Raw genomic sequence first — 26,064 nt, 5'->3', positions numbered from 1 at the left:
CCCGCGCCGGGTCGAGCCAAGATCCGCACGGGGGTGGGGTGAGGTGGTGGTGGCGTTTGCGAGGATGGCCGCATGGCTTACGACGCGACCACGCTGCCCGACGTCTCCGGTTTGATCGTCGGCATCATCGGGGGCACCGGTGACCAGGGGCGGGGTCTCGCCTACCGGTTCGCCCGCGCCGGGCAGACCGTGCTGGTCGGTTCCCGCTCCGCCGACCGGGCGGCGCAGGCCGCCGCGGAGATCGCCGCGCTGCCCGGCGTCCCGTCCGGCACGGCGGTGTCCGGTGCGGACAACGCGGAGGTGGCCCGCCGCAGCGACGTGGTGATCATCGCGGTGCCGTGGGACGGGCACGCCCCCACCGTCGCCGCCCTGGCCGAGCCGCTCGCCGGCAAGATCGTGGTCGACTGCGTCAACCCGCTGGGCTTCGACAAGCAGGGCCCGTACGCGCTGCCGGTCGCGGAGGGCAGCGCCGTCCAGCAGGCCGCCGGGCTGCTGCCCGAGTCCCGGGTCTGTGCCGCGTTCAACCACGTCAGCGCGCCGCTGCTGGCCGATCCGGAGATCGACCGGATCGACCTGGACGTGCTGATCTGCACCGAGGACCGGGAGTTGGCCGGGGTGGTTGCCGCGCTCGCCGCCCGGATCCCCGGCATGCGGGGCATCTACGCCGGCCGGCTGCGCAACGCCCACCAGATCGAGGCGTTCACCGCGAACCTGATCGCGATCAACAAGCGCTACAAGGCCCACGCCGGCATCCGCGTCACCGACCTCTGACCGGCCCAACCGAGATCGTGGTAGGAAACGGCCCCTCCAAGGGCCAGTTCCTACCAAGATCCGCGGCGAAGCGTACTAGAAGGTGTGCTCGGCGGCGGGGAACTCGCCGTCGCGTACCTCGTCGGCGAAGCGACGGGTGGCGTCGGTGAGCGCGCCCGCCAGGTCGGCGTAGCGCTTGACGAAGCGGGGCACCCTGCCGGTGCGCAGCCCGGCCATGTCCTGCCAGACCAGCACCTGGGCGTCGGTCTCCGGGCCCGCGCCGATGCCGACGGTGGGGATCCGCAGCTCGGCGGTGATCCGCTTGGCCACCTCACCGGGCACCATCTCCAGCACCACGGCGAACGCGCCCGCCTCGGCGACCGCCCGGGCGTCGGCGACCACCTCCTCGGCGCTGTCGCCGCGGCCCTGCACCCGGTAGCCGCCCAGGGTGTGCTCGCTCTGCGGGGTGAAGCCGATGTGCGCCATCACCGGGATGCCGGCGCCGACGATCGCCTCGACCTGCGCGGTGCAGCGCCGGCCGCCCTCCAGCTTCACCGCGTGGCAGCCGCCTTCCTTCATGAACCGCACCGCGGTGCGCAGCGCCTGCGCCGGCCCCTCCTCGTACGAGCCGAAGGGCAGGTCGCCGACGATCAGCGAGTGCCTCGTCGCCCGCACCACCGCGCGGACAAGGGGCAGCAGCTCCTCGGCGGTCACCGGCAGGGTGGTCTCGTAGCCGAAGACGTTGTTCGCCGCCGAGTCGCCGACCAGCAGCACCGGGATCCCAGCCTGGTCGAAGATCGAGGCCGTGTACTGGTCGTACGAGGTGAGCATCGCCCAGCGCTCGCCGCGCTCCTTGGCGGCGATCAGGTCGCGGGTGCGGACCCGTCGGGTGACCGGCCCGCCGTAGAGGGCGGTCACCTCAGTCGGGGTGGACTTCACCATGACTGTCTCCTTCCTCGAGGCCGCGCTCGCGGTCCCCGGGTTCTGCCGCGATCGTCGCACCGGGCGACCGGCCGGCGGCAGGGCGGAGTGGAGGATTTCACTCACCGACCCACGTTGGGCGGGCCGGTGACGACGGCCGGTCAGCCGTGCTCGCGCCAGCGGTTGGTGATCGGCAGGCGGCGGTCCCGCCCGAACGCCTTCATGGAGATCTTCGTGCCGGGGGCGGACTGCCGCCGCTTGTACTCGGCGGTATCCACCATCCGCAGCACCTTGTCCACGATGGCCGGGTCGTGGCCGGACTCGACCAGGCCCTCCCGGCCCAGGTCGCCGTCGACATAGCCGATCAGGATCGGGTCGAGGACGTCGTAGTCGGGCAGGGTGTCGCTGTCGAGCTGGCCGGGGCTCAGCTCCGCCGAGGGCGGCTTGCCGATCGAGCTCTCCGGGATCGGCGGGGTCTCGCCGCGGCGCTCGGCGTCGGCGTTGCGCCACTTGGCCAGCCGCCAGATCAGCGTCTTCCAGACGTCCTTGACCGGGTTGTAGCCGCCGACCGAGTCGCCGTAGAGGGTGGAGTAACCGACGGCCAGCTCGCTCTTGTTGCCGGTGGTGAGGACCAGGTGGTTCTCCTGGTTCGACAGCGCCATCAGGATCACCCCCCGGACCCGGGCCTGGAGGTTCTCCACGGCCACGCCGGAGAGCGACATGTTGGCCAGGAAGGTGTCCACCATGGGCTGGATCGGCTGGACCCGGTAGTCCAGGCCGGTCCGCTTGGCCAGGTCCTCGGCGTCGGCGCGGGAGTGCTCGGAGGAGTGCTGGCTGGGCATCGACACCCCGACGACCCGGTCCGCGCCGAGCGCGTCCACCGCGATGGCCGCCGCCACCGCCGAGTCGATGCCGCCGGAGAGGCCGAGCGCCACCGAGGGGAAGCGGTTCTTGTTGACGTAGTCGCGCAGGCCCAGCACCAGCGCCTGCCACACCTCCGCCTCGTCGGCGACCGGCTCGATGATCCCACCGGTCGAGGGCTCCCCGGCCGGCGCCGGCGGGATGTCGTCGAGCTCGGCCCGGACCACCCGCATCCCGTCGGCCAGCTCCCCGTCGCCGCCGACGGGCTCGTGCGCGGCCGCGGGCAGCTCGACGTCGTGCAGCAGCAGGTGCTCGACGAACTGCGGGGCCCGGGCCAGCAGCGTGCCGTCGCCGCCGACGATCATCGAGTCGCCGTCGTAGACCAGCTCGTCCTGGCCGCCGACCATGTTCACGTACGCGATGGCGGCGCCGGCCTCGGCGGCCCGGCGGCGGACCAGCGGCAGCCGGACGTCGTCCTTGTTCAGCTCGTACGGCGAGCCGTTGATGTTGAGCACCAGCCCGACGCCGGCCTGCCGGGCCACCGCGAACGGACCGCCGGCCTGCCAGAGGTCCTCGCAGATGGTCAGCGCGACGTCCACCCCGCCGATCCGCACCACGTTCAGCGTGTTGCCCGGGACGAAGTAGCGGTCCTCGTCGAAGACGCCGTAGTTGGGCAGGTGGTGCTTGAAGTACCGGGCCACCACCCCGCCCCGGTGCAGCAGCGCGGCGGCGTTGCGGGCGCCCCGGCCCGGCTCGGCGTCGGCGCTGACCTGCGGCGGCCCGTCCGCGTCCAGGTAGCCGACCAGGACGGGCAGCTCGCCGAGCCCGTCGGCGGCCAGGTCGGCGGCGAGCCGCTCCAGTGCGGCCTTCGAGCCGGCGACGAAGGAGCGGCGGAAGACCAGGTCCTCGACCGGGTACCCGGTCAGCATCAGTTCCGGGAAGAGCGCGAGCTGGGCGCCGGCGTCGGCGGCCTTGCGGGACCAGGCGCGGACCAGGTCGGCGTTGCCGGCGAGGTCGCCGACGGTCGGGTCGACCTGGCACAGGGCGAGACGCAGGGTGGGCATGACCTCATCTTGCCCCAGCGGCACGGGCCGAACCCGGGGGGACGGGGGAGACCCTGACCACCGGCGTCCCTGCCCGCCGGACACGGCAGGACGCACGCGAGGCCGTCGCGTAACGTCGGCGTAACCAGGCCGGTGGAGACTGGGCGGTCAGGCCGGACCGGCCTGACCGGTGCCGGACGTACGTGTCGCGAGGTGTGGAAGTGGACCGTCAGCAGGAGTTCGTCCTCCGTACGCTGGAAGAGCGGGACATCCGGTTCGTCCGGCTGTGGTTCACCGACGTGCTCGGCACGCTCAAGAGCGTGTCGGTGGCCCCCGCGGAGCTGGAGGCGGCCTTCGACGAGGGCATCGGCTTCGACGGCTCGGCGATCGAGGGTTTCGCCCGGGTCTTCGAGTCCGACATGGTCGCCATGCCCGACCCGACCACCTTCCAGGTCTTCCCCTTCGAGGGTGGGGTCAGCGGCGAGAGCGCCCGGATGTTCTGCGACATCCTGCTCCCCGACGGCAGCCCGTCCTGGGCCGACCCCCGGCACGTGCTGCGCCGCGCGCTGTCCCGGGCGGCGGAGAAGGGCTTCACCTTCTACACCCACCCCGAGATCGAGTTCTTCCTGCTCGAGAACGGCCCGCCGGACGGCTCGGTGCCGACCCCGGTGGACACCGGCGGCTACTTCGAGCACACCACCCACGCGGTGGCCCGGGACTTCCGCCGGCAGGCCGTGCTGGCGCTGGAGCGGATCGGCATCTCGGTGGAGTACAGCCACCACGAGGTGGCCCCCGGCCAGCAGGAGATCGACCTGCGCTACGCCGACGCGCTGACCACCGCCGACAACATCATGACCTTCCGGCACGTGGTGAAGGAGGTGGCGCTCTCCACCGGTGTGCAGGCCAGCTTCATGCCGAAGCCCTTCACCGACCAGCCGGGCAGCGGCATGCACACCCACCTGTCCCTGTTCGAGGGGGAGCGCAACGCGTTCCACGACGCCGGCGACCCGATGAAGCTGTCCAAGGTGGCCAAGTCGTTCATCGCCGGGCTGCTCACCCACGCCCGCGAGTACACCGCGGTCACCAACCAGTGGGTCAACTCCTACAAGCGGCTCTTCCCGTTGGCGCTGCCGGACCGGATCACCGAGAGCCCGGCGTACGTCTGCTGGGGCCACCTGAACCGGTCCGCGCTGGTCCGGGTTCCCGCGTACGGCAAGCCGAACTCGGCCCGGGTGGAGGTGCGCTCGCTGGACTCGGCGACCAACCCGTACCTGGCCTTCGCGGTCCTGCTCGGCGCCGGCCTGAAGGGCATCGAGGAGGGGTACGAGCTGCCCCCGGGCGCCGAGGACGACGTCTGGTCGCTGAGCAGCGCCGAACGCCGGGCCATGGGCTACCAGGCGCTGCCGGAGAACCTGGCCGAGGCGATCGACGTGATGGCCGGCTCGGAGCTGGTCGCCGAGATCCTCGGCGAGCACGTGTTCGACTTCTTCCTGCGCAACAAGCGCGCCGAGTGGGAGCAGTACCGCCGCGAGGTCACTCCGTACGAGCGGCAGCGCTACCTCTCCCTTTAGGCCCACTCCAGATCGGCGATGTGGCGGCATCCCGGTCATGGGATGCCGCCACATCGGCGATCAGCAGCCGCACAGGTGGCCCCGCCGGATCCGGCCGGGAGGGAGGGTCGGCCGGTGAGGAGAGCGGCGGGGCCACCCGGGTCACTTGCCGGCCTGGTCCCACCCGCCGTGGTGAACGCGAGCGCCCGGGCCGGGGAAGACACCGGCCTCGACGGCCTTCAGCACCGCGTCGGCCTGCTCCTGGGTCAGCTTGCCGTCCTTGACGGCCTGGTCCAGGCGCTCTTTCAGCTTCGCCTGCCGGTTGGCCTGCCACTCCTTCAGCTTTGCCTGCCGCTCCTGGGCCGACGGCCGCTCCGGCCGGTCGCCCTTACGCTGCTCCTTGAGCTTCTCCAGCGCGGCCGTGACCTTGTCGGTCGGCACGCCCAGCTCCTTGGCGAGGGCTTCGGCGAACTCGGCCTGCCGATCGGCCCGCTTGTGCTGGCGGTCGGTGCCCTGGTCGGCGCTGGCTCTCGGGGCGGGGGTCTTGTTGTCTGCGAGCGCCACCGCGGGGGCAGCGATCCCCACGCCGAGCACCCCGGCGGCGGCCAGGCCGACCAGCACGTTCTTCCTCGACATCTTGCGGATCATGCGGTTCTCCAGTCCGGTGGTGGTGCGTTGACGTGACTGACAGTGACGGGTGGAGCTGGAGCCAACCCGTGACGAGCCTGTCAACGCGCTGAAAAGCCAGTGTCAAATGCGGACAAGTCGGGTTGTGTGAGTGCCTCCGTGGACGGCGGGGGAGACCGTCAGGGTGCCGGCGGTCGCATCGAGGGTAGCGGGAGTTCCGACCGGGACGGTGAGCTGGCCGACGCCGTGGCCGATCGGGAGGCCGCCGAGGACCGGCACGCCGAGGTCGGCCAGGCGTTCGGTCAGCACGTCCGTGACTGTGGTGTTCCAGCCGTCCGCGCACTCGGTGAACTGGCCCACCGCCACCCCGGCGACCCCGGCGAGGGCGCCGCAGCGGCGTAGCTGGGTGAGCATCCGGTCGATCTTGTACGGCGGCTCCTGCACCTCCTCGATGAGCAGCACCGCCCCGGTCAGGTCCGGCATGTCCGGGGTGCCGATCGACGCGGTGATCAGGCATAGGTTGCCGCCGAGCAGCCGGCCCTGCGCCCGGCCGGGCATCCGGACCGGATACGTGTCCTCGTCCTCGACGGCGGCGACCGTGACCGGTTCGGTGGTCATCAGCGCGGCGTGCAGCGACTCCGCCGAGCGGGGCGGGGTGCGGTCGTCCAGCCATGCCGCTCCCGGGCCGTGCACGCTGGCCAGCCGGGCGCCCCGCCAGAGCGCGAACTGCAGCGCGGTGATGTCGGAGAAGCCGGCCACCACCTTCGGATCCCGGCGGACGACGGCCATGTCGATCAGGTCCACCACCCGCTGCGCCCCGTAGCCGCCCCGGGTGCAGATCACCCCGCGTACCTCGGGGTCGGCGAAGGCGGCGTTCAGGTCGGCGGCCCGTAGCTCGTCCCCGCCGGCCAGGTAGCCCTGCCGGGCGTACGCGTTGGGCGCCAGCACCGGGCGCAATCCCCAGCCGGTGAGCAGTTCGATGCCGCGGGCCACCCGCTCGGAGCGGGTCGGGCCGGAGGGCGACACCAGCATCACGGTGTCGCCGGGACGCAGGACCGGTGGGCGCAGGCAGTCGTCGGTGGGCACGAAGGGAGCCTAGTGAGCCGTTCCCGGCGTCCACCCGCGCACCGGATAGCCTCGACGTCGTGGCGACCGCGCTGGTGATCGAGAACGACCCGACCGACGACCTCCGCCGACTGGGGGAATGGCTCACCGAGGGGGGCATCGACCTGCGGGTGCTGCGCCCGCACGCCGGTGACCAGCTCCCCGCCGACCTCGACGGGTACGCCGCGCTGGTGGTGCTCGGTGGCGAGCAGCAGGCGTACCCGCTGCCCGACGGCAGCCCCGGCGCGCCCTGGTTCCCGGCACTGGAGGGGCTGCTGCGCAAGGCGGTCCGGCAGCGGGTTCCCACCCTCGCGATCTGCCTCGGCGCACAGCTGCTGGCGGCCGCGCACGCCGGCCAGGTCGAGCGGAGCCCATCCGGGCCCGAGATCGGGCCGACCGTGGTCGGCAAGCGGGACGCCGCCGACAACGACCCGCTCTTCCGGTACGTGCCGCTGATGCCGGACGTGCTCCAGTGGCACTCCGACGAGATCACCGAGCTGCCGCACGGGGCTACCCTGCTCGCCGCCTCGACCCGCTACCCGCACCAGGCGTTCCGCCTCGGCGACCGGGCCTGGGGGCTGCAGTTCCACATCGAGTGCGACACCGCGATGATCGCCGACTGGGCCCGTGACTCGACCCAACTGGCCGAGCTGGGCTACGACCCGGAGCTGGTGGTGGCCGCCTGCGACCGGGTGATGGCCGACGTCGAGGAGGTGTGGCAGCCGTTCGCGGTCCGGTTCGCCGCCCTCGCCCTCGGCGAGCTGGACGACGACGCCCCCCGTCGCAGTCTGCCGCTGCTAGGGCACTGATGACCCGACCGACCAGGGGGCGCCTCGCCCGGTACGGCTTCGCCGAGGACGACGGCCGGGCGCGGGCCGCCGACCTGCTCGGCCCGGCCGGGCTCGGGCTGTGGCGGCCGGACGTCCAGGAGCCCACCGACGAGCGGGCCGGCGAGCTGCTGGCCGCCCTGTCCCGGGCCGCCGACCCGGACCTGGCGCTGCGCCAGCTGCACCGCCTGGTCGAGGCGGAACGCCGTACGGCGGACCAGCCGGCGGTGCTGGACGCCCTGGCCGCCGACCCGGGGCTGCGCCGGCGCCTGGTCGCGGTGCTCGGTGCGTCCGCGGCGCTCGGCGACCACCTGGTGGCCAACCCCGGCCAGTGGGTGGTGCTGGCCACCGATCCGGACGGGCTCGCGCCCTCGGCCGACGGCCGGCTGGACCTGGCCGCCGCCGCCCGGCTGACCCCCGTCGCCGGCCCGGTCTCGGTGCTGCGGCAGGCGTACCGGCTGGCGCTGCTGCCGATCGCGGCGGCGGACCTGACCGGCGGGCGCGGGCTGGAGCAGACCATGGCGGCGCTCTCCGGGCTCGCCGACGCCACCCTGGCCGCCGCGTACGAACTCGCCGTCGACGAGCTGCCGGAGGGCACACCCCGGCCCCGGCTGGCCGTGGTGGCGATGGGCAAGTGCGGCGGCGAGGAGCTGAACTACGTCTCCGACGTCGACGTCATCTTCGTCGCCGCCGCCGACGACGACCTGTCCGCCGCGACCCTGGTCGCCACCCGGCTGATCCAGGTCTGCGGGCTGGTCGCCTGGCCGGTCGACGCCGCGCTGCGGCCCGAGGGCAGCCGGGGGCCGCTGGTGCGTACCCTCGCCAGCCACCTGGCCTACTACGGCCGCTGGGCCCGCACCTGGGAGTTCCAGGCGCTGCTCAAGGCCCGGCCGGCGGCGGGTGACCTGGATCTCGCGCGGGAGTGGATCGAGGCGCTCGCGCCACTGGTGTGGACCGCCGCGGAACGGCCGGAGGCGGTCGAGGACGTCCGCGCGATGCGCCGGAAGATCATCGACAACATCCCGCCGAAGGAGCAGGAACGCGAGATCAAGCGCGGTCCGGGCGGGCTGCGCGACATCGAGTTCGCGGTCCAGCTGCTGCAGCTCGTGCACGGCCGGGGCGACGAATCGCTGCGGGCACCGGGGACGATCCCCGCGCTGCGCGCCCTGGTCGCCGGCGGCTACGTCGGCCGGGCCGACGGCGAGGCGCTGCTGCGCGGCTACCGGTTCCTGCGCGGCGTCGAGCACCGGCTCCAGCTCCAGGGCCTGCGCCGTACCCACACCGTGCCGACCGAGCCGGCCGCGCTGCGCTGGCTGGCCGCCGCGCTCGGCCACGCGGCCACCCCCGGCCGCAGCGCCGTCGAGGAGTTCCGCGCCGAGTGGGTCACCCACGCCACCGAGGTACGCCGGCTGCACGCGAAGCTGCTCTACCGGCCGCTGCTGGAGTCGGTGGCCCGGGTGCCCGCCGAGGGGCTGCGGCTCACCCCGGAGGCGGCCCGGCACCGGCTGGAGATCCTCGGCTTCGCCGACCCGGCCGGGGCGCTGCGCCACCTCCAGGCCCTCACCGGCGGGGTGAGCCGGACGGCCGCGATCCAGCGCACCCTGCTGCCGGTGCTGCTCAGCGAGTTCGCCGACGCGCCGGAGCCGGACCGGGGACTGCTCAGTTACCGGCAGGTCTCGGACAAGCTCGGCAGCACGCCCTGGTATCTGCGGCTGCTGCGGGACTCCGGCCCGGTCGCCCGCCGGCTGGCCCGGGTGCTCTCCTCCTCCCGGTACGCCGCCGACCTGCTGGCCCGCGAGCCGGAGGCGCTGCGGCTGCTCGCCGAGGACGCCGAGCTGACCCCCCGCGGTCGCGAGGTGCTCGGCGAGGGCTTCACCGCCGCGGCGGCCCGGCACGCCGACCCGGTCGAGGCCATCCGCGCGGTCCGCGCCCTGCGCCGCCGGGAACTGGTCCGCCTCGCCTGCGCCGACGTGCTGAGCCGGGCCGGGTCGCTCGCCCCCACCTCGGCCCGCGCCGAGCCGGACGGTCGGGCCGCGCTCGGCCTCGCCGACGTCACCGCCGTCGGCACCGCCCTCTCCGACGTGGCCGATGCCACCCTGGCCGCCGCGCTGCGGGCCGCCCGGGCCGCCCAGCCGGCGCCGCCCGGGCTGCGCTTCGCGCTGATCGGCATGGGCCGGCTCGGCGGGTACGAGTCCAACTACCTCTCCGACGCCGACGTGCTCTTCGTCTACAACCCGCCGGCGGGCGCGGACGAGAGGGCGGCCGGCGCGGCGGCCCACGCGATCGCCGAGGAGTTGCGCCGGCTGCTCTCCGCGCCGGCCCCCGACCCGCCGCTCGGGGTCGACGCCGACCTGCGCCCTGAGGGCCGGCAGGGCCCGCTGGTGCGCAGCCTCGCCGCGTACGCCCAGTACTACGCCCGCTGGTCGAAGGTGTGGGAGGCACAGGCGCTGCTGCGGGCCCGCTTCGTGTGCGGGGACGCCGACCTGGGCGCCGAGTTCGAGGCGATGATCGACCCCGTGCGGTACCCGGCCGACGGGCTGACCCGCGAGCAGGTGGTGGAGATCCGCCGGATCAAGGCCCGGGTGGAGACCGAGCGGCTACCCCGGGGCGCCGACCCGGCCACCCACACCAAGCTGGGCCGGGGCGGCCTGGCCGACGTCGAGTGGGCGGTGCAGCTGCTGCAGCTCCGGCACGCCGGCCGGCTGCCCGAGCTGCGCGGCACGCGTACCCTCGACGCCCTTGCCGCCGCCCGGGACGCCGGCGTGGTGGAGCCTGAGGACGCGGCGGAGATGGCCGCCGGCTGGACCCTCGCGGCGCAGGTCCGTAACGCGCTGATGCTGATCCGCGGCCGGGCCGGGGACCAGCTGCCCCGGCACGGGGTGGAGCTGGCCGGGGTGGTGCGCCTGCTCGGCCGGGACGACCCGGGCGAGTTCCTCGACGACTACCTGCGCACGGGCCGCCGCTCCCGCGCCGCGATGGAGCGTGTTCTCGGTGTCTGACGTGCTCACCCGGCCGACCCGGGCCGCTTCCGTGCCCGCGGGCCGCCGGTCGGTGCCCGCCTGGTCGCCCGCCCCCGCGGTGGCGCTGCTGCTCTCGGTGGCGTTCCTGCTCGCCCCGCCGATGGGTACCGACCTGGCCGCCCAGGTCGCCCGGGCCGGGTTCGTCACCCGCCACGGCGGTGCGCCGATCGACCTCGGCTGGTACGGCGGGGTGAACCAGTACGGCTACAGCCTGTTCACCGCTCGGTTGGGCGCGTGGCTCGGGGTGCGGCCCCTGGGTGTCGTCGCGGCCGTGCTGGGCGCTGCCGCCCTGGGCTGGCTGTTCGTCCGGCACCGGGCCCGCCGGCCGGTGCTCGCCGGCGTGCTCGGCGCGGCGGTGCTGGTCGGCAACCTGGCCAGCGGCCGGATCACCTTCGCAGTGGGGCTCGCGTTCGGCCTGTTCGCCCTCTGCGCGGTCGGCGCCGAGCGGCCGGGTCGGCCGGTGCGGCTGGCCCTGGCTGCCCTGCTCGGTGCGGCCGCCACCTGGGCCAGCCCGGTCGCCGGGCTCTTCACCGGCCTGGCCGGTGCCGCGTTGCTGCTGGCCGCGCTGCACCGGGGCGACGGCCCGGGACGGTCACTGGCCGGCGGCTGGCGGGTGGACCGCCCCCTGGCCGAGAGCCTGGTCCTCTGCCTCGCGCCAGCGCTCGCGCTCGCCCCGATGGCCGTGCTGTTCGGCAACGGCGGCACCCAGCCGTACTCGCCCGAGTCGATGCGGATCAACGTGGCGCTGGCCGTGCTGGTGTTCGCCGTCGTGCCCCGACGGTGTCGGGCGCTGCGGATCGGCTCGGCGCTGACCGTGCTGTTGCTGCTCGCCGCCTTCTACCTGCCCAGCCCGATCGGTTCCAACGCGCTGCGGCTGCCGATGCTGTTCGCGCTGCCGGTGCTCGCCGGGTACGCCCGGCTGTCCGGCCCGTGGCTGGCCGGACTGCTCGCCGCCACCATCTGGTGGCAGAACCCGGTGATGGTCAGCGACGTGACCCGCGCGGGCTCGGCGGAGAGTGCCACCGCCTTCCACCGCCCGCTCGCCGACGAGTTGGCCCGACGGCAGCCGGTGGGCCGGGTCGAGGTGGTGCCGTTGCGCGACCACTGGGAGTCGGCGTACCTGCCACCGACGGTTCCGTTGGCGCGGGGGTGGGAACGGCAGGTGGACAGCGACCGCAACGCCCTCTTCTACGAGGGCGAGCCGACCGCCGACTCCTACGCGGACTGGCTCCGCCGGGAGGCGGTCCAGTATGTCGCGGTCGCTCCCGATGCCCCGCCGGACCGGTGGGGGCGGCCCGAGGCCGATCTGGTCCTCGCCGGCCAGCCCTACCTGCGCGAGGTGTGGCGGAACGCCGACTGGCGGTTGTACGCCGTGGTCGACCCGACGCCGCTGGTCGGTGCGCCGGGCCGGCTGGTGGCCGCCGACCAGGCGCGGGTGCGGTTCACCACGGACCGGGCCGGGAACGTGCCGGTCCGCGTACGGTGGTCGCGCTGGCTGTCCCTCCACGGGGCGGACGGGTGCCTACGGCCAGGGCCGGACGGGTGGACCGAGGTGCGGGTGGGAGCCCCGGGTGAATTCGCGGTCACCAGCAGTCTCGCGCCGGCGAACCAGTGCTGAACACATCACCTGGTCCGGTGCCCACCGTCGGTCCCGACCGACCGGGCTGGCAGCATGGCGGCGTGTCTCACCACCTCTCGCGCTGGATCGGCCTGGCGGGCTCCGTGCTGCTCGCCGTGGCCGCCTTCCTCGGTGGCGCGTTCCCGCACGTCGACCTGCGCCCCACCCCCGTCAGCATCTGGCAGGGCCCACACGGACCGTTGATCATCGGTAGCTGGCTGGTCGGCATCGCGCTGCTGGTGCGGGCATGGTGGGCGCTGCGCGACCGGGTGCCGTCGGTCCGCTGGGCGTTGGTGACCGCCGGGCTGTGGCTGCTGCCGATGCTGGTCGCGCCGCCGTTCGGCAGTCGGGACGTGTACGCGTACGCCTGCCAGGGCGCCAGCTACACCGCCGGGATCAGCCCGTACGAGCAGGGGGTGTCGGCGCTGCCCTGCCCGTGGCTGGACACCGTCTCGTACATCTGGCGGGACACGCCGGCGCCGTACGGCCCGCTCTTCGTGGTGCTCGCCGGCGCGGTGGTCAAGGCGACCGGTTCGCTGACCGCCAGCATCGTGCTGTTCCGCCTGCTCAGCCTGGCCGGCGTGGCGCTCACCGCCTACGCCGTCCCGGTGCTCGCCCGGCGGGCCGGCGTACCGGCGGAGCGGGCGGTGTGGTTGGCCCTGGCCTGCCCGCTGGTCGCCATGCACCTGATCGGCGGCCCGCACAACGACGCCCTGATGGTCGGGGCGCTGGTCGCCGGGCTGGCCGTGGTGGCCTCCCGGCCGGGTCGGCCCGGCCCGCTGCTGCTCGGCGGAGCGCTGCTCGGCGTGGCCGTGGCGATCAAGGTGACCGCCCTCGTCGTGGTGCCGTTCGGCGCGCTGGCGGCGATGGTCGGGCCGTACCGGATCCGGACGCTGGTGCGCGACGGTGGGTGGGTGGTCGGCGGCGCCGTCGCCGTCGTGGCCGGGGTGACCTTCGGCGGCGGCCTTGACTTCGGCTGGGTCAGCGGCCTGTCGCAGGGCGGGGCGGCGGTCGCCTGGACCTCCCCGCCGACCGCGGTCGGCCAGACCGTCGGGTACCTCGCGGCGCTGTTCGGCGCGCACATCGACGCGCTCCCGGTGACCCGGGGGATCGCCGTGGTGCTGCTGGCCGTGCTGCTGGTCTGGCTCTGGTGGCGGGCCCGGGACCGGGATCCGCTCTACCACGCGGGGCTGGCGCTGGCCCTGACCGTGGCGCTCTCCCCCGTGGTGCACCCCTGGTACTGGATCTGGCCGCTGACCGTCCTCGCCGCGACCGCCGCGCTGCGGGAGCAGTGGTACCTCGTGGTCGCCGTCGTCGCTTCGTTCCTGATCCTGCCGGATGGCATCGGTCTGCCCCGATGGTCCAAGATGCCCGGCGCGCCGCTGATGACGCTGTTGGTGATTGTGGTGGCGATTCGGTTGGTACGGTCGATTCGTGCCGACCGCCAGCCGGCCCCCGTCAACTGAGGAGAAAGCGCCGGTGAGTGACCGCGACGGGCCGGTCCGGCCCGTCGCTCCCGCCATCGCCCGCTACGCCGGCCTCACCGGTGCCGTGCTGCTGTCCGTCGCGGGCTGGCTGGGCGGGGCCCTGCCCGGCGCCCCCGCCAACAGCAGCCTGCTCGACATCTGGCGGGCCCCGCACGGCCCGGCGGTCCTCGGCTGCTGGCTGGCCGGCACGGTTCTGCTGGTAGGCGCCTGGTGGTCGCTGCGCTGGGGCCCGCCGTCGACCCGGTGGGCGTACCTGACCGCCGGGCTCTGGGTGCTGCCGCTGCTGGCCGCGCCGCCGATGGGTAGCCGGGACGTCTACTCGTACGCCTGCCAGGGCTGGTCCTGGGTGCACGGCGTCGATCCGTACCGGGTCGGGGTGGCCGCCGCCGGCTGCCCCTGGACCGACACGGTGTCGCCGATCTGGCGGGACACCCCGGCGCCGTACGGGCCCGTCTTCGTCCTGCTGGCGGGTCTGGCGGTGCTGCTCGGGGGCGGCCTGACCGGGACGATCGTGCTGCTGCGGGTGGCCGCGGTGGCCGGTGTGCTGCTGGCCGCGCTCTGCCTGCCCGGGCTGGCCCGCGTGGTCGGGGTGCCGACCCGGCGGGCGGCCTGGCTGGCGCTGGCCTGCCCGCTCGTCGGGGTGCACCTGGTGGCCGGCACGCACAACGACGCGGTCGGACTCGGGCTGCTCCTGTTCGGCCTGCTGGTGCTGGTGCGCCGGCCGGGTAACCCGTGGGCCCTGCTGGTGGCCGGGGTGCTGCTGGGCTTGGCGGTGGCGGTGAAGGCGTTCGCGGTGGTGGTGCTCCCGTTCGCCGCGCTCGCCGCGGTGCGCGGCCGCTACACCGTGCGGGCCCTGCTCCGCGCCGCCGGTTGGCTGGCCGGGGGAGTGGCGGCGGCGCTGCTGGTCACCTCGCTGGCCACGGGACTGGGACTGGGCTGGGTGGGCGGCCTGGCCCACAGCGGCGAGTCACAGCAGTGGACCTCGCCGCCGACCGCGGTGGGCTTCGTGATCAACTACGTGGGTGCCCTGTTCGGCCGGGAGCCGCAGGCCGTACCGGTGGTCCGGGTGGTCGCGCTGGCGGTGCTCGCGGTGCTGCTGGTGGTGCTCTGGTGGCGGGCCTGGACGGCGCTGCGCGGGTTGGGCAACGTCCGGCAGCGGGTGGTCCGGCTGGCCGCGGCCCGGCCCCGGGTGGCGCTGGCCGGGGCGGGCCTGGCGTTGGGCGCCACGGTGCTGCTCGCCCCGGTCTTCCACCCCTGGTACGCGATCTGGCCGCTGGCGGTGCTCGCGGTCGCGACCGTGTCGTTGGCCCGGACCGTGTGGTTCGTGGCGCCCTGCGCGGTGGCCGCGGTGCTCACCCTGCCCGACGGCGCCAGCCTGGCCCGGTTCACCAAGGCGCCGGGCGCGATCCTGATGACCGCGCTGGTCGTGGCGGTGATGGTCCGGGCGGTCCGGACGGGCCTGGCCCGACATGCCCGCGAGCGTCGTGGTCACCCCGCTCCGCCCCCGTCGGCCAGAGCGGGGTGACCGGCCGCTCAGCGGGGAGACCCGCAGTTGGGGCAGGGCGGTGCCGAGCGCAGTTGCGTCATCCGGGTAGAGACGGCCACGGCGAGCATCAGGAGAGCCGGCCCGGCCACGCTCACGGTCAGGGTGGTGGCGCTCAGCGTGGCCCAGTCCGGGTTCCGGCCGGCAGCGCCTTCCGTCAGCTCCCTCAGCGACAGCAGCCCGAGGGGCGTGGTCAGGAAGAGGAGCGCCCAGCCGCCGCGAAAGTCGCCCCGGCGTGTCAGGTCGACAGCCAGCACCAGGATGGCGATCAGCAGTACCGTGCCGGCGGCGAGTGAGGTGGCGATGGCCCCGAAGCTGCGGTAGTCGGCGAAAAGGTGGTCGTCCGCGAGCCAACGGGCAGCCAGGGCTCCGGCCAGGGCACCTCCCGGGAGCAGGGCGATCCGGGCCGCGAGCGGCGGCCGCTCCGGCATCCCGAGCGCGACCACGCCCAATGCGAGCTGCGGTGCCAGGACGAGCAGCGGTGGCCGGGGCAGGCCGGTCAGCGCGGAGACCGGCAGCACCAGGGCGGTGAGCAGCACGGCGAGCCAGAGAACGGGGCGCGCGTAGCGCCATGGGGCGAGGGTGTGCCCCACCGCGGCGGCCAGCCAGGCGACCCAGGCCACCATTGCGATGGTGTCGAACGGGCCGGCCGTCGGTAGACCGAACTCGGGTGCCGGTGGGCGTAGTTCCAGCACGGTCCAGGCCGCCGCCAGGGCGCTTGCCGTGAGGAAGGCGAGGACGGCGGCGAGGCGTACGCCGGGAACCAGGCCGGCGGCCCCGGAGGCCCGCAGCCGCTGGCGCAGGCCGCCCCGGACTAGGTCGGCGGTGTCCGCAGGCGAGGGCCAGCGCCGGTCCGGTCCGGCCAGGGCGAGGTACGTCCCGACGATCTCGGCCCCGCGCAGGCGGCGGTAGTCGGCGGGGTAGGCGCGCAGCAGGCGCAGGTAGCGACGCTCCAGGTCGGTCATGCCAGCCCTCCCGCCAGGTGTGCGGTGGCGCGGCTCGCGGCGCGACGGCGCAGCCGGGTGGTGGCCGCCTCGACGTTGCGCCGCATCCGCTCGGTCTCGGCGGTGAGGGTGGCGTCGCCCGTGGGGGAGAGGCGGTAGTAGCGGCGGAGCCGGCCGTCCACCACCTCTTCCCGGTCGACCTCGACCAGGCCGGCGTCGACCAGCCGGTCCAGGGCGCCGTAGAGCGTGCCGGGACGCAGGGCCACGCGCCCGTCGGAGAGGGCGCTGACCTCGCCGATGATGCCGTAGCCGTGCAGCGGCTCCGCGGCCAGCGCGGTGAGGATCAGATAGGTGGGTTCGCGTAGGGGAGTGTGCACCCATCCAATATATCGGACGCGAAGGTATTACGGGGCCCGTTACATGCGGCCGGGCCGGCCCCGCTGTCGCGGAGCCGGCCCGGCCGTTTGTCGAGACTCAGCGGTAAATAAGGCGGGAACCCCGGCCGTTCAGAGCCGGGAGGAACGCCGTCACGGGTCGGGACGCTTCTGGTTTTCGATGTATTCTCGGACCGCAGCCAGCGGTGCGCCATCGCACGATCCGGCGAAGTATGACGGCGTCCAAAGGTGTGTGCCGCATAGGTAGTGAGACAGGTGTCCTGCGAACTCCCGCCGCAGGTATCGGGCTGATACGCCTTTGAGTGAGTTGACCAATTTCGACAGGGCGACACTCGGCGGGTAGTGGACCAGAAGGTGGACGTGGTCGTCCTGGCCGTTGAACTCGCGAAGCTGCGCGCCGAAGTCGGCGCACACATCGGCCATGATCTGCTGGCAGTGGGTGAGGATCGGGTCGGTGAGTGCCCCGCGCCGATATCTGGTGGTGAAGACCAAGTGTGCGTTGAGGTTGTGGACGACGCTTCTGCCGCGTCTGATATTGGGGTCCGGTGTCCATCGTGGTGACATAGGCCAAATGATATGATGCGCGGGTGAAGTTGGTCGCGCAGGTGAAGTTGCTGCCAACGCCGCAGCAGGCGGCGGCGCTGGATGCCACGCTGCGTGCCTGCAACGCGGCAGCGTCGGACGTGGCGCGAATGGCCCGTGACCTCGGCTGCTACCGCAACTACGACTTGCGGCGGCACGCCTACCATGGCATCAAGGCCGACTACCGGCTCGGCGCGCAGGCCGCGCAGCACGTCATCAAGAAGGTCGCCGACGCCTACACCACGCTGAAGGCAAACATCACGGCTGGTAACCTCGGCAAGCCCGGCAGTAGGCGTCGACGCAAAGCCGAAACCAACCCGGTCAGCTTCCGGTGGGACGCGGCGCAGCCGTACGACGCACGGATGCTGTCGTGGCAGACCGACGGCCGCACCGTGTCGATCTGGACGATCGACGGGTGGCTCAAAGCAGTTGCCTACACCGGTTCGGTCGACCAACTCAAGGCCGTCGCCGAGCGGCCGATCGGCGAGTCCGACCTGGTGCACCGGGATGGCATGTGGTTCCTGTACGCCACCGTGGAGGTGCCCGAGCCTGACGTCTACGACCCGGACGGGTTCCTCGGTGTGGACATGGGCATCGCCAACATCGCCTACGACTCCGACGGCTACCGGCGTCGGCAGCAGCGGTTGCGGCGACGCCTGCAAGCCAAGAACACCAAGTCCGCGCGGCGACTGTTGGCCCGACGCCGGAAGAAGGAATCGCGGCACGCCGCGAACGTCAACCACACCATCGCCAACCGCATCGTGACCGAGGCTGCACGCACCGGCCGCGGAATCGCCGTCGAGAAGCTGACCGGCATCCGCGACCGGGTCCGGCTGAGGAAGCCCCAACGGGTCACGCTGTCGTCGTGGTCGTTCCACCAACTCGGTGACATCCTGACCTACAAGGCACGTCGGGCAGGCGTACCGCTGGTCCAGGTCGACCCTCGGTACACCTCCCAGACCTGTCATGGCTGCGGTCACCGGGACAAGCGGAATCGGCCGGACCAGGAAACCTTCCACTGTCGGTCGTGCGGGGTCGTTGCCCACGCCGACCACAATGCGGCCCTGAACATCGCCCAACGCGGTGTGCAGGACTGGGGCGCAGTCAATCGCCCGCACGCGGCCCTACCTCACAACCAGTGAGGACGGTGACCCGCAAGCCGCCCGTTCACGGGCGGGTAGTTGACCAGTCGAAGTACATGGCGAATTTCTTCCCACACGTTGGCGCGCGTTGACTGCCGTTTATTCATCCGTCTGCCGTGGGCAAACACCCCGTCCGTCGGCAAGACAGCCAGGGGCGTGTCGATGCCGCTGACGCTCGGCTGGCTGGCCATCGGCCTGTGGATGGACCTGTTCACGCTGCCCGGGCAGGTGCGGAAGGTCAACGCGGCTGCGGCACAGGTCGCCGTCTGACCCGCAGACGATGAAACGCCCCCCTCGCCCTGGTCGCCGCGAACCGGCGGCGGTTCGTACGCCGCCGCTTCCACGCCGCCCACATCGCACCCACCGTCGCCGCCATCGCCCCACGGCTGGGCCTACAGGCCGGTGTGAGCCTCGTACGGCCACCTGTTCCCGACACCGACGAAGCCACCAGGGCCGCGGTTGACGCGGTCCTGGTGGCCCGTGCGGACTCCCTGCGGACTAGGGAGGTGTTTGCCTAGCGTTGTTGCAGGTCAGCGGCTTGATCACGGCTAGCAGTCGAAGTACATGGCGAACTCGTGCGGGGTCGGGCGCAGGCGCACCGGGTCGACCTCGTTGGTCCGCTTCCAGCCCACCCAGGTGGAGATCAGGTCCGGCGTGAACACGCCGCCGTCGAGCAGGTAGTCGTGGTCGGCCTCGAGCGCGTCGAGCACCTCCGGCAGCGAGCCCGGGACCTGCTTGACGTCGCCCCACTCCTCCGGCGGCAGGTCGTACAGGTCCTTGTCGATCGGCGCCGGCGGCTCGATCTTGTTCTTGATGCCGTCCAGGCCGGCCATCAGCATCGCCGAGAAGGCGAGGTACGGGTTGCTGGACGGGTCCGGCACCCGGAACTCGACCCGCTTGGCCTTGGCGTTGCTGCCGGTGACCGGGATACGGGTGCAGGCGGAGCGGTTGCGCTGCGAGTAGACCAGGTTGACCGGCGCCTCGAAGCCCGGCACCAGGCGACGGAACGAGTTGACCGTCGGGTTGGTGAAGGCCAGCAGCGACGGCGCGTGGTGCAGCAGGCCGCCGATGTACCAGCGGGCGGTGTCGGACAGGCCGGCGTACCCGGTCTCGTCGTAGAACAGCGGCTCGCCGCCCAGCCAGAGGCTCTGGTGGGTGTGCATACCGGAGCCGTTGTCGCCGAAGAGCGGCTTGGGCATGAAGGTCGCGGTTCGGCCGTCGGCCCAGACCTCGTTCTTCACGATGTACTTGAAGAGCTGCATCTGGTCGGCGGCGTGCAGCAGGGTGGAGAACCGGTAGTTGATCTCCGACTGGCCGGCGGTGCCGACCTCGTGGTGCGAGCGCTCCACGGTGAAGCCCTGGTCCATCAGCCGGCGGACGATCTTGTCGCGCAGGTCGGCGAAGTGGTCGACCGGCGGCACCGGGAAGTAACCACCCTTGTACGCGGTCTTGTAGCCGCGGTTGCCGCCCTCCTCCTCGCGGCCGGTGTTCCAGGCGCCCTCGATCGAGTCGATGTAGTAGAACGACCGGTGCGCGGACGTCTCGTGGCGGATGGAGTCGAAGATGTAGAACTCCGCCTCCGCGCCGAAGTACGCGGTGTCGGCGATGCCGCTCGCGGTCAGGTACGCCTCGGCCTTCTTCGCCACGTTCCGCGGGTCACGGGAGTAGGCCTCCCGGGTGAACGGGTCGTGGATGAAGAAGTTGAGCGCGAGGGTCTTCTCCGCGCGGAACGGGTCGATGAAGGCGGTCGCGACGTCCGGGAGCAGGAGCATGTCCGATTCGTGGATCGCCTGGAAGCCGCGGATCGACGAACCGTCGAACGCGAGGCCGTCGGTGAAGACGCTGTCGTCGAAGGACTCGGCCGGCAGGTTGAAGTGCTGCATCACGCCGGGCAGGTCACAGAAACGTACGTCGACGAACTTCACGTCCTCGTTCTTGAGGTATCGCAGGAGTTCCTCGGGATTGGCGAACACGTGTCCTCCTGGCAGGCTCACTCCGGTGGCTGACTCCTGGCGACGGTATTGCGGTGGGGTTGCCCGGCCGTATCTCCTCTGTTTCCGCCGTGTTACGTCCCGCCCGGAGCGTCATCTACCCCGCTCAAGCCACCGCCAACCGCCCCTCCGGCGGTACTTCCGGTGACGGGTGGCGCTGGCTGAGGCTTTCGTCCGATTCCTCGACGGGTGCCGAACCGGCGTACCCGGGCAGTGACCGGCACCCCTGCCCACCACGGTGTCAACGGCCCCGGCGCGGCCGCGACTACCCTTGACCGCTGTGACCACTACCGCCACCGTGCCGGTGCCGCCCGCCACGGATCCCACCTTCACGCCCCCCAGCCTCGGCCGCCGCTTCGGCGCGCTGATCATCGACTGGGTGCTCTGCCTCCTGATCTCCAACTTCTTCGGTGGTCCGGCCCAACACCCCTGGGCCCCGGTCCTGGTGCTGATCCTGGAGTACGCCTTCTTCCTCGGCCTCTTCGCCCAGACCCCAGGCATGTACGTCACGAAGATCCGCTGCCTGGCCTGGTCGGACGGCGGCCGGATCGGACTGGTCCGGGCCCTGCTCCGCGGCGTGCTGCTGGCTCTCGTCGTACCCGCCCTGCTCATGGACGGGCACCGTCGCGGCCTGCACGACCGACTCACCGGCGCGGTCATCGCCGACGCCCCCCGTCCCGCCCGCGCCGGCTCCTGACCCGCCCGGCGCGGCATCCGCCCTCCCCGGGCGGGACGGATGCCGGCGGACGTCGGTCAGCCGAGCGGGACCTCGGTGTCGTCCACCCGTACCCGGGTGGTGGTGGCGGGGACCAGTGCGGCGTGCCGGCCTGCGGGCCGCCATCGGCCATGCTCGTCCAGGTAGCTCAGCGTGGCGTCCTTGCGGGCCACCAGCCAGCCCCGCTCGTCCGGCAGTCGTACCGCCACCGGCAGCGGCGCCTTCGGGTCCACCTCGTCGCTGTACACCGAGATGACCGGTCCGAACCGCGGGTGGGTCGAGTCCAGCGGCTCGATGTAGACGACCGTGCGGGTGGGGTCGCCGCCGAAGCGTACGTCGGCGGCGACGAACAACTCGCCCCGCCCGGTGCGGCCGTACGCCCTCCAGTCAAATCCCGTGGTCGGGATCATGTCCCCGTCGTTGTTGCCCTTGCCGAGGAGCATCGGCACGGTTTCCTCCAGGTCCAGCCCGGCACCGTGCGGGGCGACCGGGAAGAGGGCCGGTCTGTCTGCCGGCCAACCGCCCCCCGCTGGGGTACGCCAGCCGAGGCCGGGATCGTTCGGTATCACCCTGGGGTCGGTCAGGTTTCCGATCTTCAGGTATGTCCCCGAACCGTCGCGGATCGCCACGCTGTACCGGTCGCGTTGCGGTGGCACCTTGACCACGCCGGCCCCGTCGGAGAACGTCACCGGTTTCCAGTCGGTGCGGGTGACCCGGTCGGCGAGATAGGTCCGCTCGCTGGACCACTCCACGTCGTCGCCGACGTCCAGCACCACGAGCACGGACCGGTCCGGACCGGCCAGGAACGCCCAGCTGCCAAAATCGGTCGTCAAGACGTCCGCGCCGACCGGCTCCGGCCTGCCGGCGCCGTCCGTACCGATGAACCGGATGAACACGGACAACTTGCCACCGTCATCCTGCATCCGCTGCACCACGGCGGCGGCCGGGCCGGCCGGGGTGGTTCCCGCCCACGTCACGCGCGGTTGCCCGACGGGCGCGCGCAGCAGTCCCAAGGTGTCGTCGCGGGTCCGTTGGTAGGTGGCGACCACCCGGTCGAGGTAGGCGCGGTCGTGGGCCAGGTCGCCCCGGGTCGGCTGATCGAGCAGGAGTTCCGGAACGTCGGCCACCTGGGCCGGCGAGGGAGCACGGCCCAGCTGGACGGCTCCGGCCAGGCCGGCCAGCAGCAGTACGGCGAGCGCACCCGTCAGGGCGCGGTGCCGGCGGACCCGGCGCCGGCCACCCCGCCGGGCCCGGTCCACCAGATCGGCCGGTGGGTGTACCTCGTCCGCGGTCACCGTCAAGGCCCGTCGTACCGGGTCGGTGTCCAGGTCGTACGTCATCGAATCCTCCGGATCATGGGAGAGGTGCGGGCGCCGGCGGGCAGCGCGTCGCGTTCGACGGGCCCGAGGTCGGCCAGTTCCCGCAACCGGGTGAGGCCCCGCGCCGTGTGGCTCTTCACCGCGCCGATCGAGCAGCCCATGATCTGGGCGGTCTCGGCTTCGGAGAGGTCGTCGAGGTAGCGCAGCACGACGGCCGCACGCTGCCGGGGCGGCAGGGCACGCAGCGCCCTGAGCACCACCTGCCGAGTGGCCACGTCATCGGCGTGGTCGGCGGCCAGCGGGCTGGCCGCGTCGGTCAGCGTCGCCTCTGGCCGTCGGCCCCGCAGCCGCCAACGGTCGATGGCGCGGTTCACAAGGATCTTTCTGGCGTAGGTGTCCGGCGCCGCGCGGGCTCGCCACCACTTCGCGTACAGCCGTTCCAGGACTTCCTGGAGCAGGTCCTCCGCGGCATGCCGGTCCGTGGTCAGCAGGTACGCCGAGCGCAGCAGGGCGGCCGAACGGCTACGGACGAACTCGTCGAACGAGTCCGTCGGTGCCGGGGCATCGTCGTCTTTCATCGCGGGTACAGACGACGGCCGGTGGTGCGAGGTTTACCGGGACACGAGAAAGCCGGGCCCGTCGAAGACGAGCCCGGCTCCTGCACGCGTACGACGGGGGTCAGCGGCCCCGGGTCTGGCGGAAGGCGCCCCGCGGGGGGCGCATGTTCTTCGGGATCGCGCCCTTGGGCATCTGCGGGCGGGCGGTGAGCGCCTTCATCCGCTTGTCGAGGGCGTTGACGTCCTTGGGGGAGAGGGCGCGGGGCAGCCGCATCAGGGTCATCCGCAGCTTGCGGATCGACAGTTCGTCCTCGCCCTGGCCGATCACGTAGTCGTGCAGCGGAGCGGAGCCGATCACCTTGGCCAGCCGGCGCTTCTCCTGGCCGAGCAGGCCGCGCACGCGCTGCGGGTTCCCCTCGGCCAGCAGGATCACGCCGGGGCGGCCGATCACCAGGTGCACCATGTCCATCTGGGTGGTGGAGCTGACGGCCGGGGTGACCCGCCAGTCGCCGCGCATGCTCTCCATGATCTGCGCCGCCGCGCCGGGCTGCCCCTCGGCGGCGTTCATCATCGCCTTGTTGGACCGCAGGTTGAGCACGATCAGCAGGGCGAGCAGGGCGAACAGGATGCCGATCGGCAGCCAGATCCAACCCACGAGAATGACCGCGACCACGGTGAGCGCGAGCGGGATCAGCACCGCGGCCGCGGCCAGCGGCGCGAACCACCGGTCCTGCTTGGCGGTGAACCGGAACACCATCCCGATCTGCTTCAGCCGCTGGCCGAACGAGACCTTCTCCTGGGGATTTGCCATGCCCCAGAGTCTAATGGTCGCTCCGCGTCGCGTTGATCCGCGGCCGGCCCTCCGGCGCGCGGCTGAACACCCTGCGCCGGCGCCGGCCCCCGGCGTCCTCCCGACGGCCCCGGCGCTCAGGGGCGGGGGAGGTAGATCCGCCAGCCGGCGACGGTGACCACGTCGAGGCCGCCCGAGCCGGGGCCGAGCCGGTGGTCCAGCCGGGCGGCCAGCGGCGAGCCGGCCGGTGCCACCCAGGCCGCGCCGGGATCGGCCGTCACCGCCCGCCGGTACGCCGGCAGCCGGTCGAGGCCGGGGCGCAGCTTGTCGTCGACCACCGCGCAGACCACGTCCTCGCCGGTGGCGAAGGTGAGCCGGTTGCAGGTCCAGTAGCCGCCGTGCACGTGCCGTACGCCCAGCCCGCCGAGAGTGTCGACGAGCGCCCGGTGCCGCTCGGCCTCGGCCTGGGTGGCCGGCGCGGTGCGGGCGGCGGCGACGGTCGCCACCGCGGCCGTGCCGAGCGTGGCGGCGAGTACGGCGACCGCCGCCACGCCGACCAGCCGAGCGCCGCTGACGGCCGGCCTACCGCTGACGGCCGGCCTGCCGCCGACGGCACGGACACCGTTTGCCCGAGCGGGACGCCCGTGGTCGGTGGGCCGGCCACCCCCCGCCTGCTCTGCCGGGTAGCCGGCCGACCTCGGTGCGGCCGCTCGCTCGGTGCTGATCAACTCCACGTCGGCGAGCTGGCGGTGTGCGACGGACCCGGACACCACTACCTCGCCGGCCCTGCCGGCCGGCGCGGCGCTGCGCGCCGCCGTCACCAACCGCCTGCCCTGGAGCGGAGCTGGCGGGAAGGCCCGCCGCGCGGCGTGCCACAGCGGCCAGAGCAGGGCGGGCGTGGCCACCGACAGGCAGGACAGGTAGCGGGCGCTGTCCACCGGTGTCTGCCCGGCCGCGTCGCTCACCGCGTACGCCGCCAGCACCGCCGCCGCCCCGGCCAGCAGCGCCAACCGCACCGTCGCCGACACCCGCCGGTCGTCCTCGTCCGGGCGCTGCCCGGATCTTGGAGAGTTACCGTTCCGTCCGAACGGCAGGTCTCCAAGATCCGCGGCGGGCGTGGGCGGTGCCGGCGCGCGGAGGGTGCGCCAGGCGGACAGCGCGGCGAGGAGCAGCAGGACCGGGAACGCGAGGGCCCACCAGAGCTGCCAGGCGGCGCAGTGGCTCGGCGAGCAGAAGCCCATGCCCAGCGGCGGCCCGAGCACCAGGCCGCCGTACAGCTGGTCGCCCCAGCTGGCCGCCGCGTTCCCGTGGCCGGCGGCCAGGACCGCGGCGAGCGGGGTGCGGCCGTGCCGGAGGCTGTCCAGCAGCAACGGCGCCGCGCCGAGCAGCAGGGCGCCCGTCACCACCACGCCCGCCCGGCCGGCCAGCTCCCGCCGCCGCCGGGCCACCAGCACCGCGCCGGTCCCGAGGAGGTACGGCAGCAGCAGCGGGTCGACCCAGACCATCAGGCCGGCGATCAGCCCCCAGGCCGCCCAGCGGGGCAGCCGCGCTCCCGGCCCGCCGGCGCACAGCCCCACGGTGAGCAGGGCGAGCGCCACCCCGGCCGGGTTCAGCTCGGGGTAGCCGCCCCCGGCGATGAGTTGGTTCTTCACGACCCGGTCCGCGCCGAGCGCGAGGAAGCCGACGACCAGCAGGGCGAACCAGGGACCTCCGCCGAGCCGGCGGGTGAGCCGCCAGGACAGGGCGAGGAACAGCGCGTACAGCCCGAGGGTGGGCAGCCGCAGTGCGAGCAGCGACGGCCCGGTCACGGCGAACAGCGGGGCGGCCAGGTACGCCTCCAGTGTCCCCATGTACGCCTGGCCGTAGAACCAGATCGGCAGGTGCCGCCCCTGCGCGATGTGCAGCGCGGCCAGCCCCATGGTGGCCTCGTCGCTGTTGGTCGGCGGCACGTCGTGCCGCAGCAGCCACAGCCGGTACCCGACGCCGGCCAGCATGGCGAGCGTGGTCAGCACCGTTGGCAGTACCCGCCGCCCCGGCCGGTACGCCGCGAACCCGCCCCAACCGGCACATACCCTCACGAAGGGTCTAACGGGCCCTGACAGAGGGTGTAACGACGCTGGTCGGGTATCGCCGTGGCGCGGCGCGAATCACGTCATGCGGCCCGGCGCCACGACCCGACGTCCCGGTTCGGCGTGCTGCGGCCTGTCCCGGCCCGGCGTCCCGGCCCGGCGTCCCGGCCCGGCGTCCCGGCCCGGCGTCCCGGTCCGGCGTCCCGGTC

21 protein-coding genes are annotated in these 26,064 nt (G+C 73.2%); 9 read left to right on the top strand and 12 right to left on the bottom strand.

All coding sequences use genetic code 11. The features are described 5' to 3' along the window. Positions 1-72: 72 nt before the first annotated feature. Positions 73-771 carry an NADPH-dependent F420 reductase gene (gene npdG / locus ACNAW0_RS24635; protein ID WP_416290366.1) on the top strand — a complete coding sequence of 233 codons (699 nt, stop codon included), beginning with the start codon at positions 73-75 and terminating at the stop codon, positions 769-771. 75 nt (positions 772-846) lie between these two features. On the opposite strand, the gene panB is transcribed toward npdG, so the two are convergent. After that, positions 847-1,692, bottom strand: coding sequence for a 3-methyl-2-oxobutanoate hydroxymethyltransferase (gene panB, locus ACNAW0_RS24630; RefSeq protein WP_416290365.1), 846 nt, complete (start codon positions 1,690-1,692; stop codon positions 847-849). A 140-nt stretch (positions 1,693-1,832) separates the two neighbouring features. Next, on the bottom strand, positions 1,833-3,596 hold the full coding sequence (locus ACNAW0_RS24625) for an NAD+ synthase (protein ID WP_416290363.1): 1,764 nt from the start codon (positions 3,594-3,596) through the stop codon (positions 1,833-1,835). Positions 3,597-3,796: 200 nt separating this feature from the next. On the opposite strand from ACNAW0_RS24625, the gene glnA (ACNAW0_RS24620) reads away from it, so the two are divergent. Next, entirely contained in the window at positions 3,797-5,146 is a 1,350-nt protein-coding gene (gene glnA / locus ACNAW0_RS24620; RefSeq protein ID WP_416290362.1) for a type I glutamate--ammonia ligase, read from the top strand. 141 nt (positions 5,147-5,287) lie between these two features. Here the strand turns inward: glnA (ACNAW0_RS24620) and ACNAW0_RS24615 are convergent, their stop codons facing one another. Beyond that, entirely contained in the window at positions 5,288-5,773 is a 486-nt protein-coding gene (locus tag ACNAW0_RS24615) for a hypothetical protein (RefSeq protein WP_416290361.1), read from the bottom strand. 102 nt (positions 5,774-5,875) lie between these two features. Further along, positions 5,876-6,838 (bottom strand): S66 peptidase family protein, encoded by a 963-nt coding sequence (locus ACNAW0_RS24610; RefSeq protein ID WP_416290360.1) that lies wholly within the window; start codon positions 6,836-6,838, stop codon positions 5,876-5,878. Positions 6,839-6,897: 59 nt separating this feature from the next. On the opposite strand from ACNAW0_RS24610, the gene ACNAW0_RS24605 reads away from it, so the two are divergent. The 5 genes from ACNAW0_RS24605 to mptB (ACNAW0_RS24585) all read left to right on the top strand — a co-directional run bounded on the left by ACNAW0_RS24605 (position 6,898) and on the right by mptB (ACNAW0_RS24585) (position 15,333). Next, complete coding sequence (locus ACNAW0_RS24605; protein WP_416290359.1) at positions 6,898-7,665, top strand: type 1 glutamine amidotransferase; 768 nt, start codon at positions 6,898-6,900, stop codon at positions 7,663-7,665. Beyond that, complete coding sequence (locus tag ACNAW0_RS24600; RefSeq protein ID WP_416290357.1) at positions 7,665-10,682, top strand: bifunctional [glutamine synthetase] adenylyltransferase/[glutamine synthetase]-adenylyl-L-tyrosine phosphorylase; 3,018 nt, start codon at positions 7,665-7,667, stop codon at positions 10,680-10,682. The genes ACNAW0_RS24605 and ACNAW0_RS24600 overlap by 1 nt, the downstream gene beginning before the upstream one ends. 121 nt (positions 10,683-10,803) lie before the next feature. After that, complete coding sequence (locus ACNAW0_RS24595; protein ID WP_416290375.1) at positions 10,804-12,321, top strand: hypothetical protein; 1,518 nt, start codon at positions 10,804-10,806, stop codon at positions 12,319-12,321. Positions 12,322-12,383: 62 nt separating this feature from the next. After that, positions 12,384-13,787, top strand: a complete 1,404-nt coding sequence (gene mptB, locus ACNAW0_RS24590; RefSeq protein ID WP_416290356.1) for a polyprenol phosphomannose-dependent alpha 1,6 mannosyltransferase MptB — start codon at positions 12,384-12,386, stop codon at positions 13,785-13,787. A 13-nt stretch (positions 13,788-13,800) separates the two neighbouring features. Then, positions 13,801-15,333: a polyprenol phosphomannose-dependent alpha 1,6 mannosyltransferase MptB gene (gene mptB / locus ACNAW0_RS24585; protein WP_416290355.1), complete on the top strand. Its 1,533-nt coding sequence runs from the start codon at positions 13,801-13,803 to the stop codon at positions 15,331-15,333. Positions 15,334-15,341: 8 nt separating this feature from the next. Here mptB (ACNAW0_RS24585) and ACNAW0_RS24580 read toward each other — a convergent pair whose 3' ends face one another. The 3 genes from ACNAW0_RS24580 to tnpA all read right to left on the bottom strand — a co-directional run bounded on the left by ACNAW0_RS24580 (position 15,342) and on the right by tnpA (position 17,254). Then, positions 15,342-16,316, bottom strand: coding sequence for a hypothetical protein (locus ACNAW0_RS24580; RefSeq protein WP_416290354.1), 975 nt, complete (start codon positions 16,314-16,316; stop codon positions 15,342-15,344). Further along, positions 16,313-16,672, bottom strand: coding sequence for a PadR family transcriptional regulator (locus ACNAW0_RS24575; RefSeq protein WP_416290353.1), 360 nt, complete (start codon positions 16,670-16,672; stop codon positions 16,313-16,315). The genes ACNAW0_RS24580 and ACNAW0_RS24575 overlap by 4 nt, the downstream gene beginning before the upstream one ends. A 150-nt stretch (positions 16,673-16,822) precedes the next feature. Then, the gene (gene tnpA / locus ACNAW0_RS24570) at positions 16,823-17,254 is read right to left on the bottom strand and encodes an IS200/IS605 family transposase (protein ID WP_416290352.1); all 432 of its coding nucleotides are present in this window, start codon (positions 17,252-17,254) and stop codon (positions 16,823-16,825) included. Between the two features lie 23 nt (positions 17,255-17,277). Here tnpA and ACNAW0_RS24565 point away from each other — a divergent pair, with 23 nt between their 5' ends. After that, on the top strand, positions 17,278-18,414 hold the full coding sequence (locus tag ACNAW0_RS24565) for an RNA-guided endonuclease InsQ/TnpB family protein (protein WP_416290351.1): 1,137 nt from the start codon (positions 17,278-17,280) through the stop codon (positions 18,412-18,414). A 548-nt stretch (positions 18,415-18,962) separates the two neighbouring features. Here the strand turns inward: ACNAW0_RS24565 and glnA (ACNAW0_RS24560) are convergent. Then, positions 18,963-20,387 (bottom strand): type I glutamate--ammonia ligase, encoded by a 1,425-nt coding sequence (gene glnA, locus ACNAW0_RS24560; protein WP_416290350.1) that lies wholly within the window; start codon positions 20,385-20,387, stop codon positions 18,963-18,965. Positions 20,388-20,685: 298 nt separating this feature from the next. Between glnA (ACNAW0_RS24560) and ACNAW0_RS24555 the strand changes: the two genes are divergently transcribed. Next, on the top strand, positions 20,686-21,102 hold the full coding sequence (locus ACNAW0_RS24555) for an RDD family protein (protein WP_416290349.1): 417 nt from the start codon (positions 20,686-20,688) through the stop codon (positions 21,100-21,102). A gap of 56 nt (positions 21,103-21,158) precedes the next feature. Here ACNAW0_RS24555 and ACNAW0_RS24550 read toward each other — a convergent pair whose 3' ends face one another. The 4 genes from ACNAW0_RS24550 to ACNAW0_RS24535 all read right to left on the bottom strand — a co-directional run bounded on the left by ACNAW0_RS24550 (position 21,159) and on the right by ACNAW0_RS24535 (position 25,864). After that, positions 21,159-22,460, bottom strand: a complete 1,302-nt coding sequence (locus tag ACNAW0_RS24550; protein ID WP_416290348.1) for a hypothetical protein — start codon at positions 22,458-22,460, stop codon at positions 21,159-21,161. Further along, positions 22,457-23,017, bottom strand: coding sequence for a SigE family RNA polymerase sigma factor (locus ACNAW0_RS24545; RefSeq protein ID WP_416290347.1), 561 nt, complete (start codon positions 23,015-23,017; stop codon positions 22,457-22,459). Before ACNAW0_RS24545 ends, ACNAW0_RS24550 begins: the two co-directional genes overlap by 4 nt. 100 nt (positions 23,018-23,117) lie before the next feature. Continuing rightward, the gene (locus ACNAW0_RS24540) at positions 23,118-23,807 is read right to left on the bottom strand and encodes a DUF4191 domain-containing protein (protein WP_416290346.1); all 690 of its coding nucleotides are present in this window, start codon (positions 23,805-23,807) and stop codon (positions 23,118-23,120) included. A gap of 116 nt (positions 23,808-23,923) precedes the next feature. Continuing rightward, positions 23,924-25,864: an ArnT family glycosyltransferase gene (locus ACNAW0_RS24535; protein WP_416290345.1), complete on the bottom strand. Its 1,941-nt coding sequence runs from the start codon at positions 25,862-25,864 to the stop codon at positions 23,924-23,926. Positions 25,865-26,064 lie beyond the last annotated feature (200 nt).

The organism is Micromonospora sp. SL1-18, from assembly GCF_047921505.1.
Taxonomy (GTDB): domain Bacteria; phylum Actinomycetota; class Actinomycetes; order Mycobacteriales; family Micromonosporaceae; genus Micromonospora.
The sequence above is the reverse complement of the archived record's forward strand: the minus strand, read 5'-3'. Positions and strand labels throughout refer to the sequence as shown.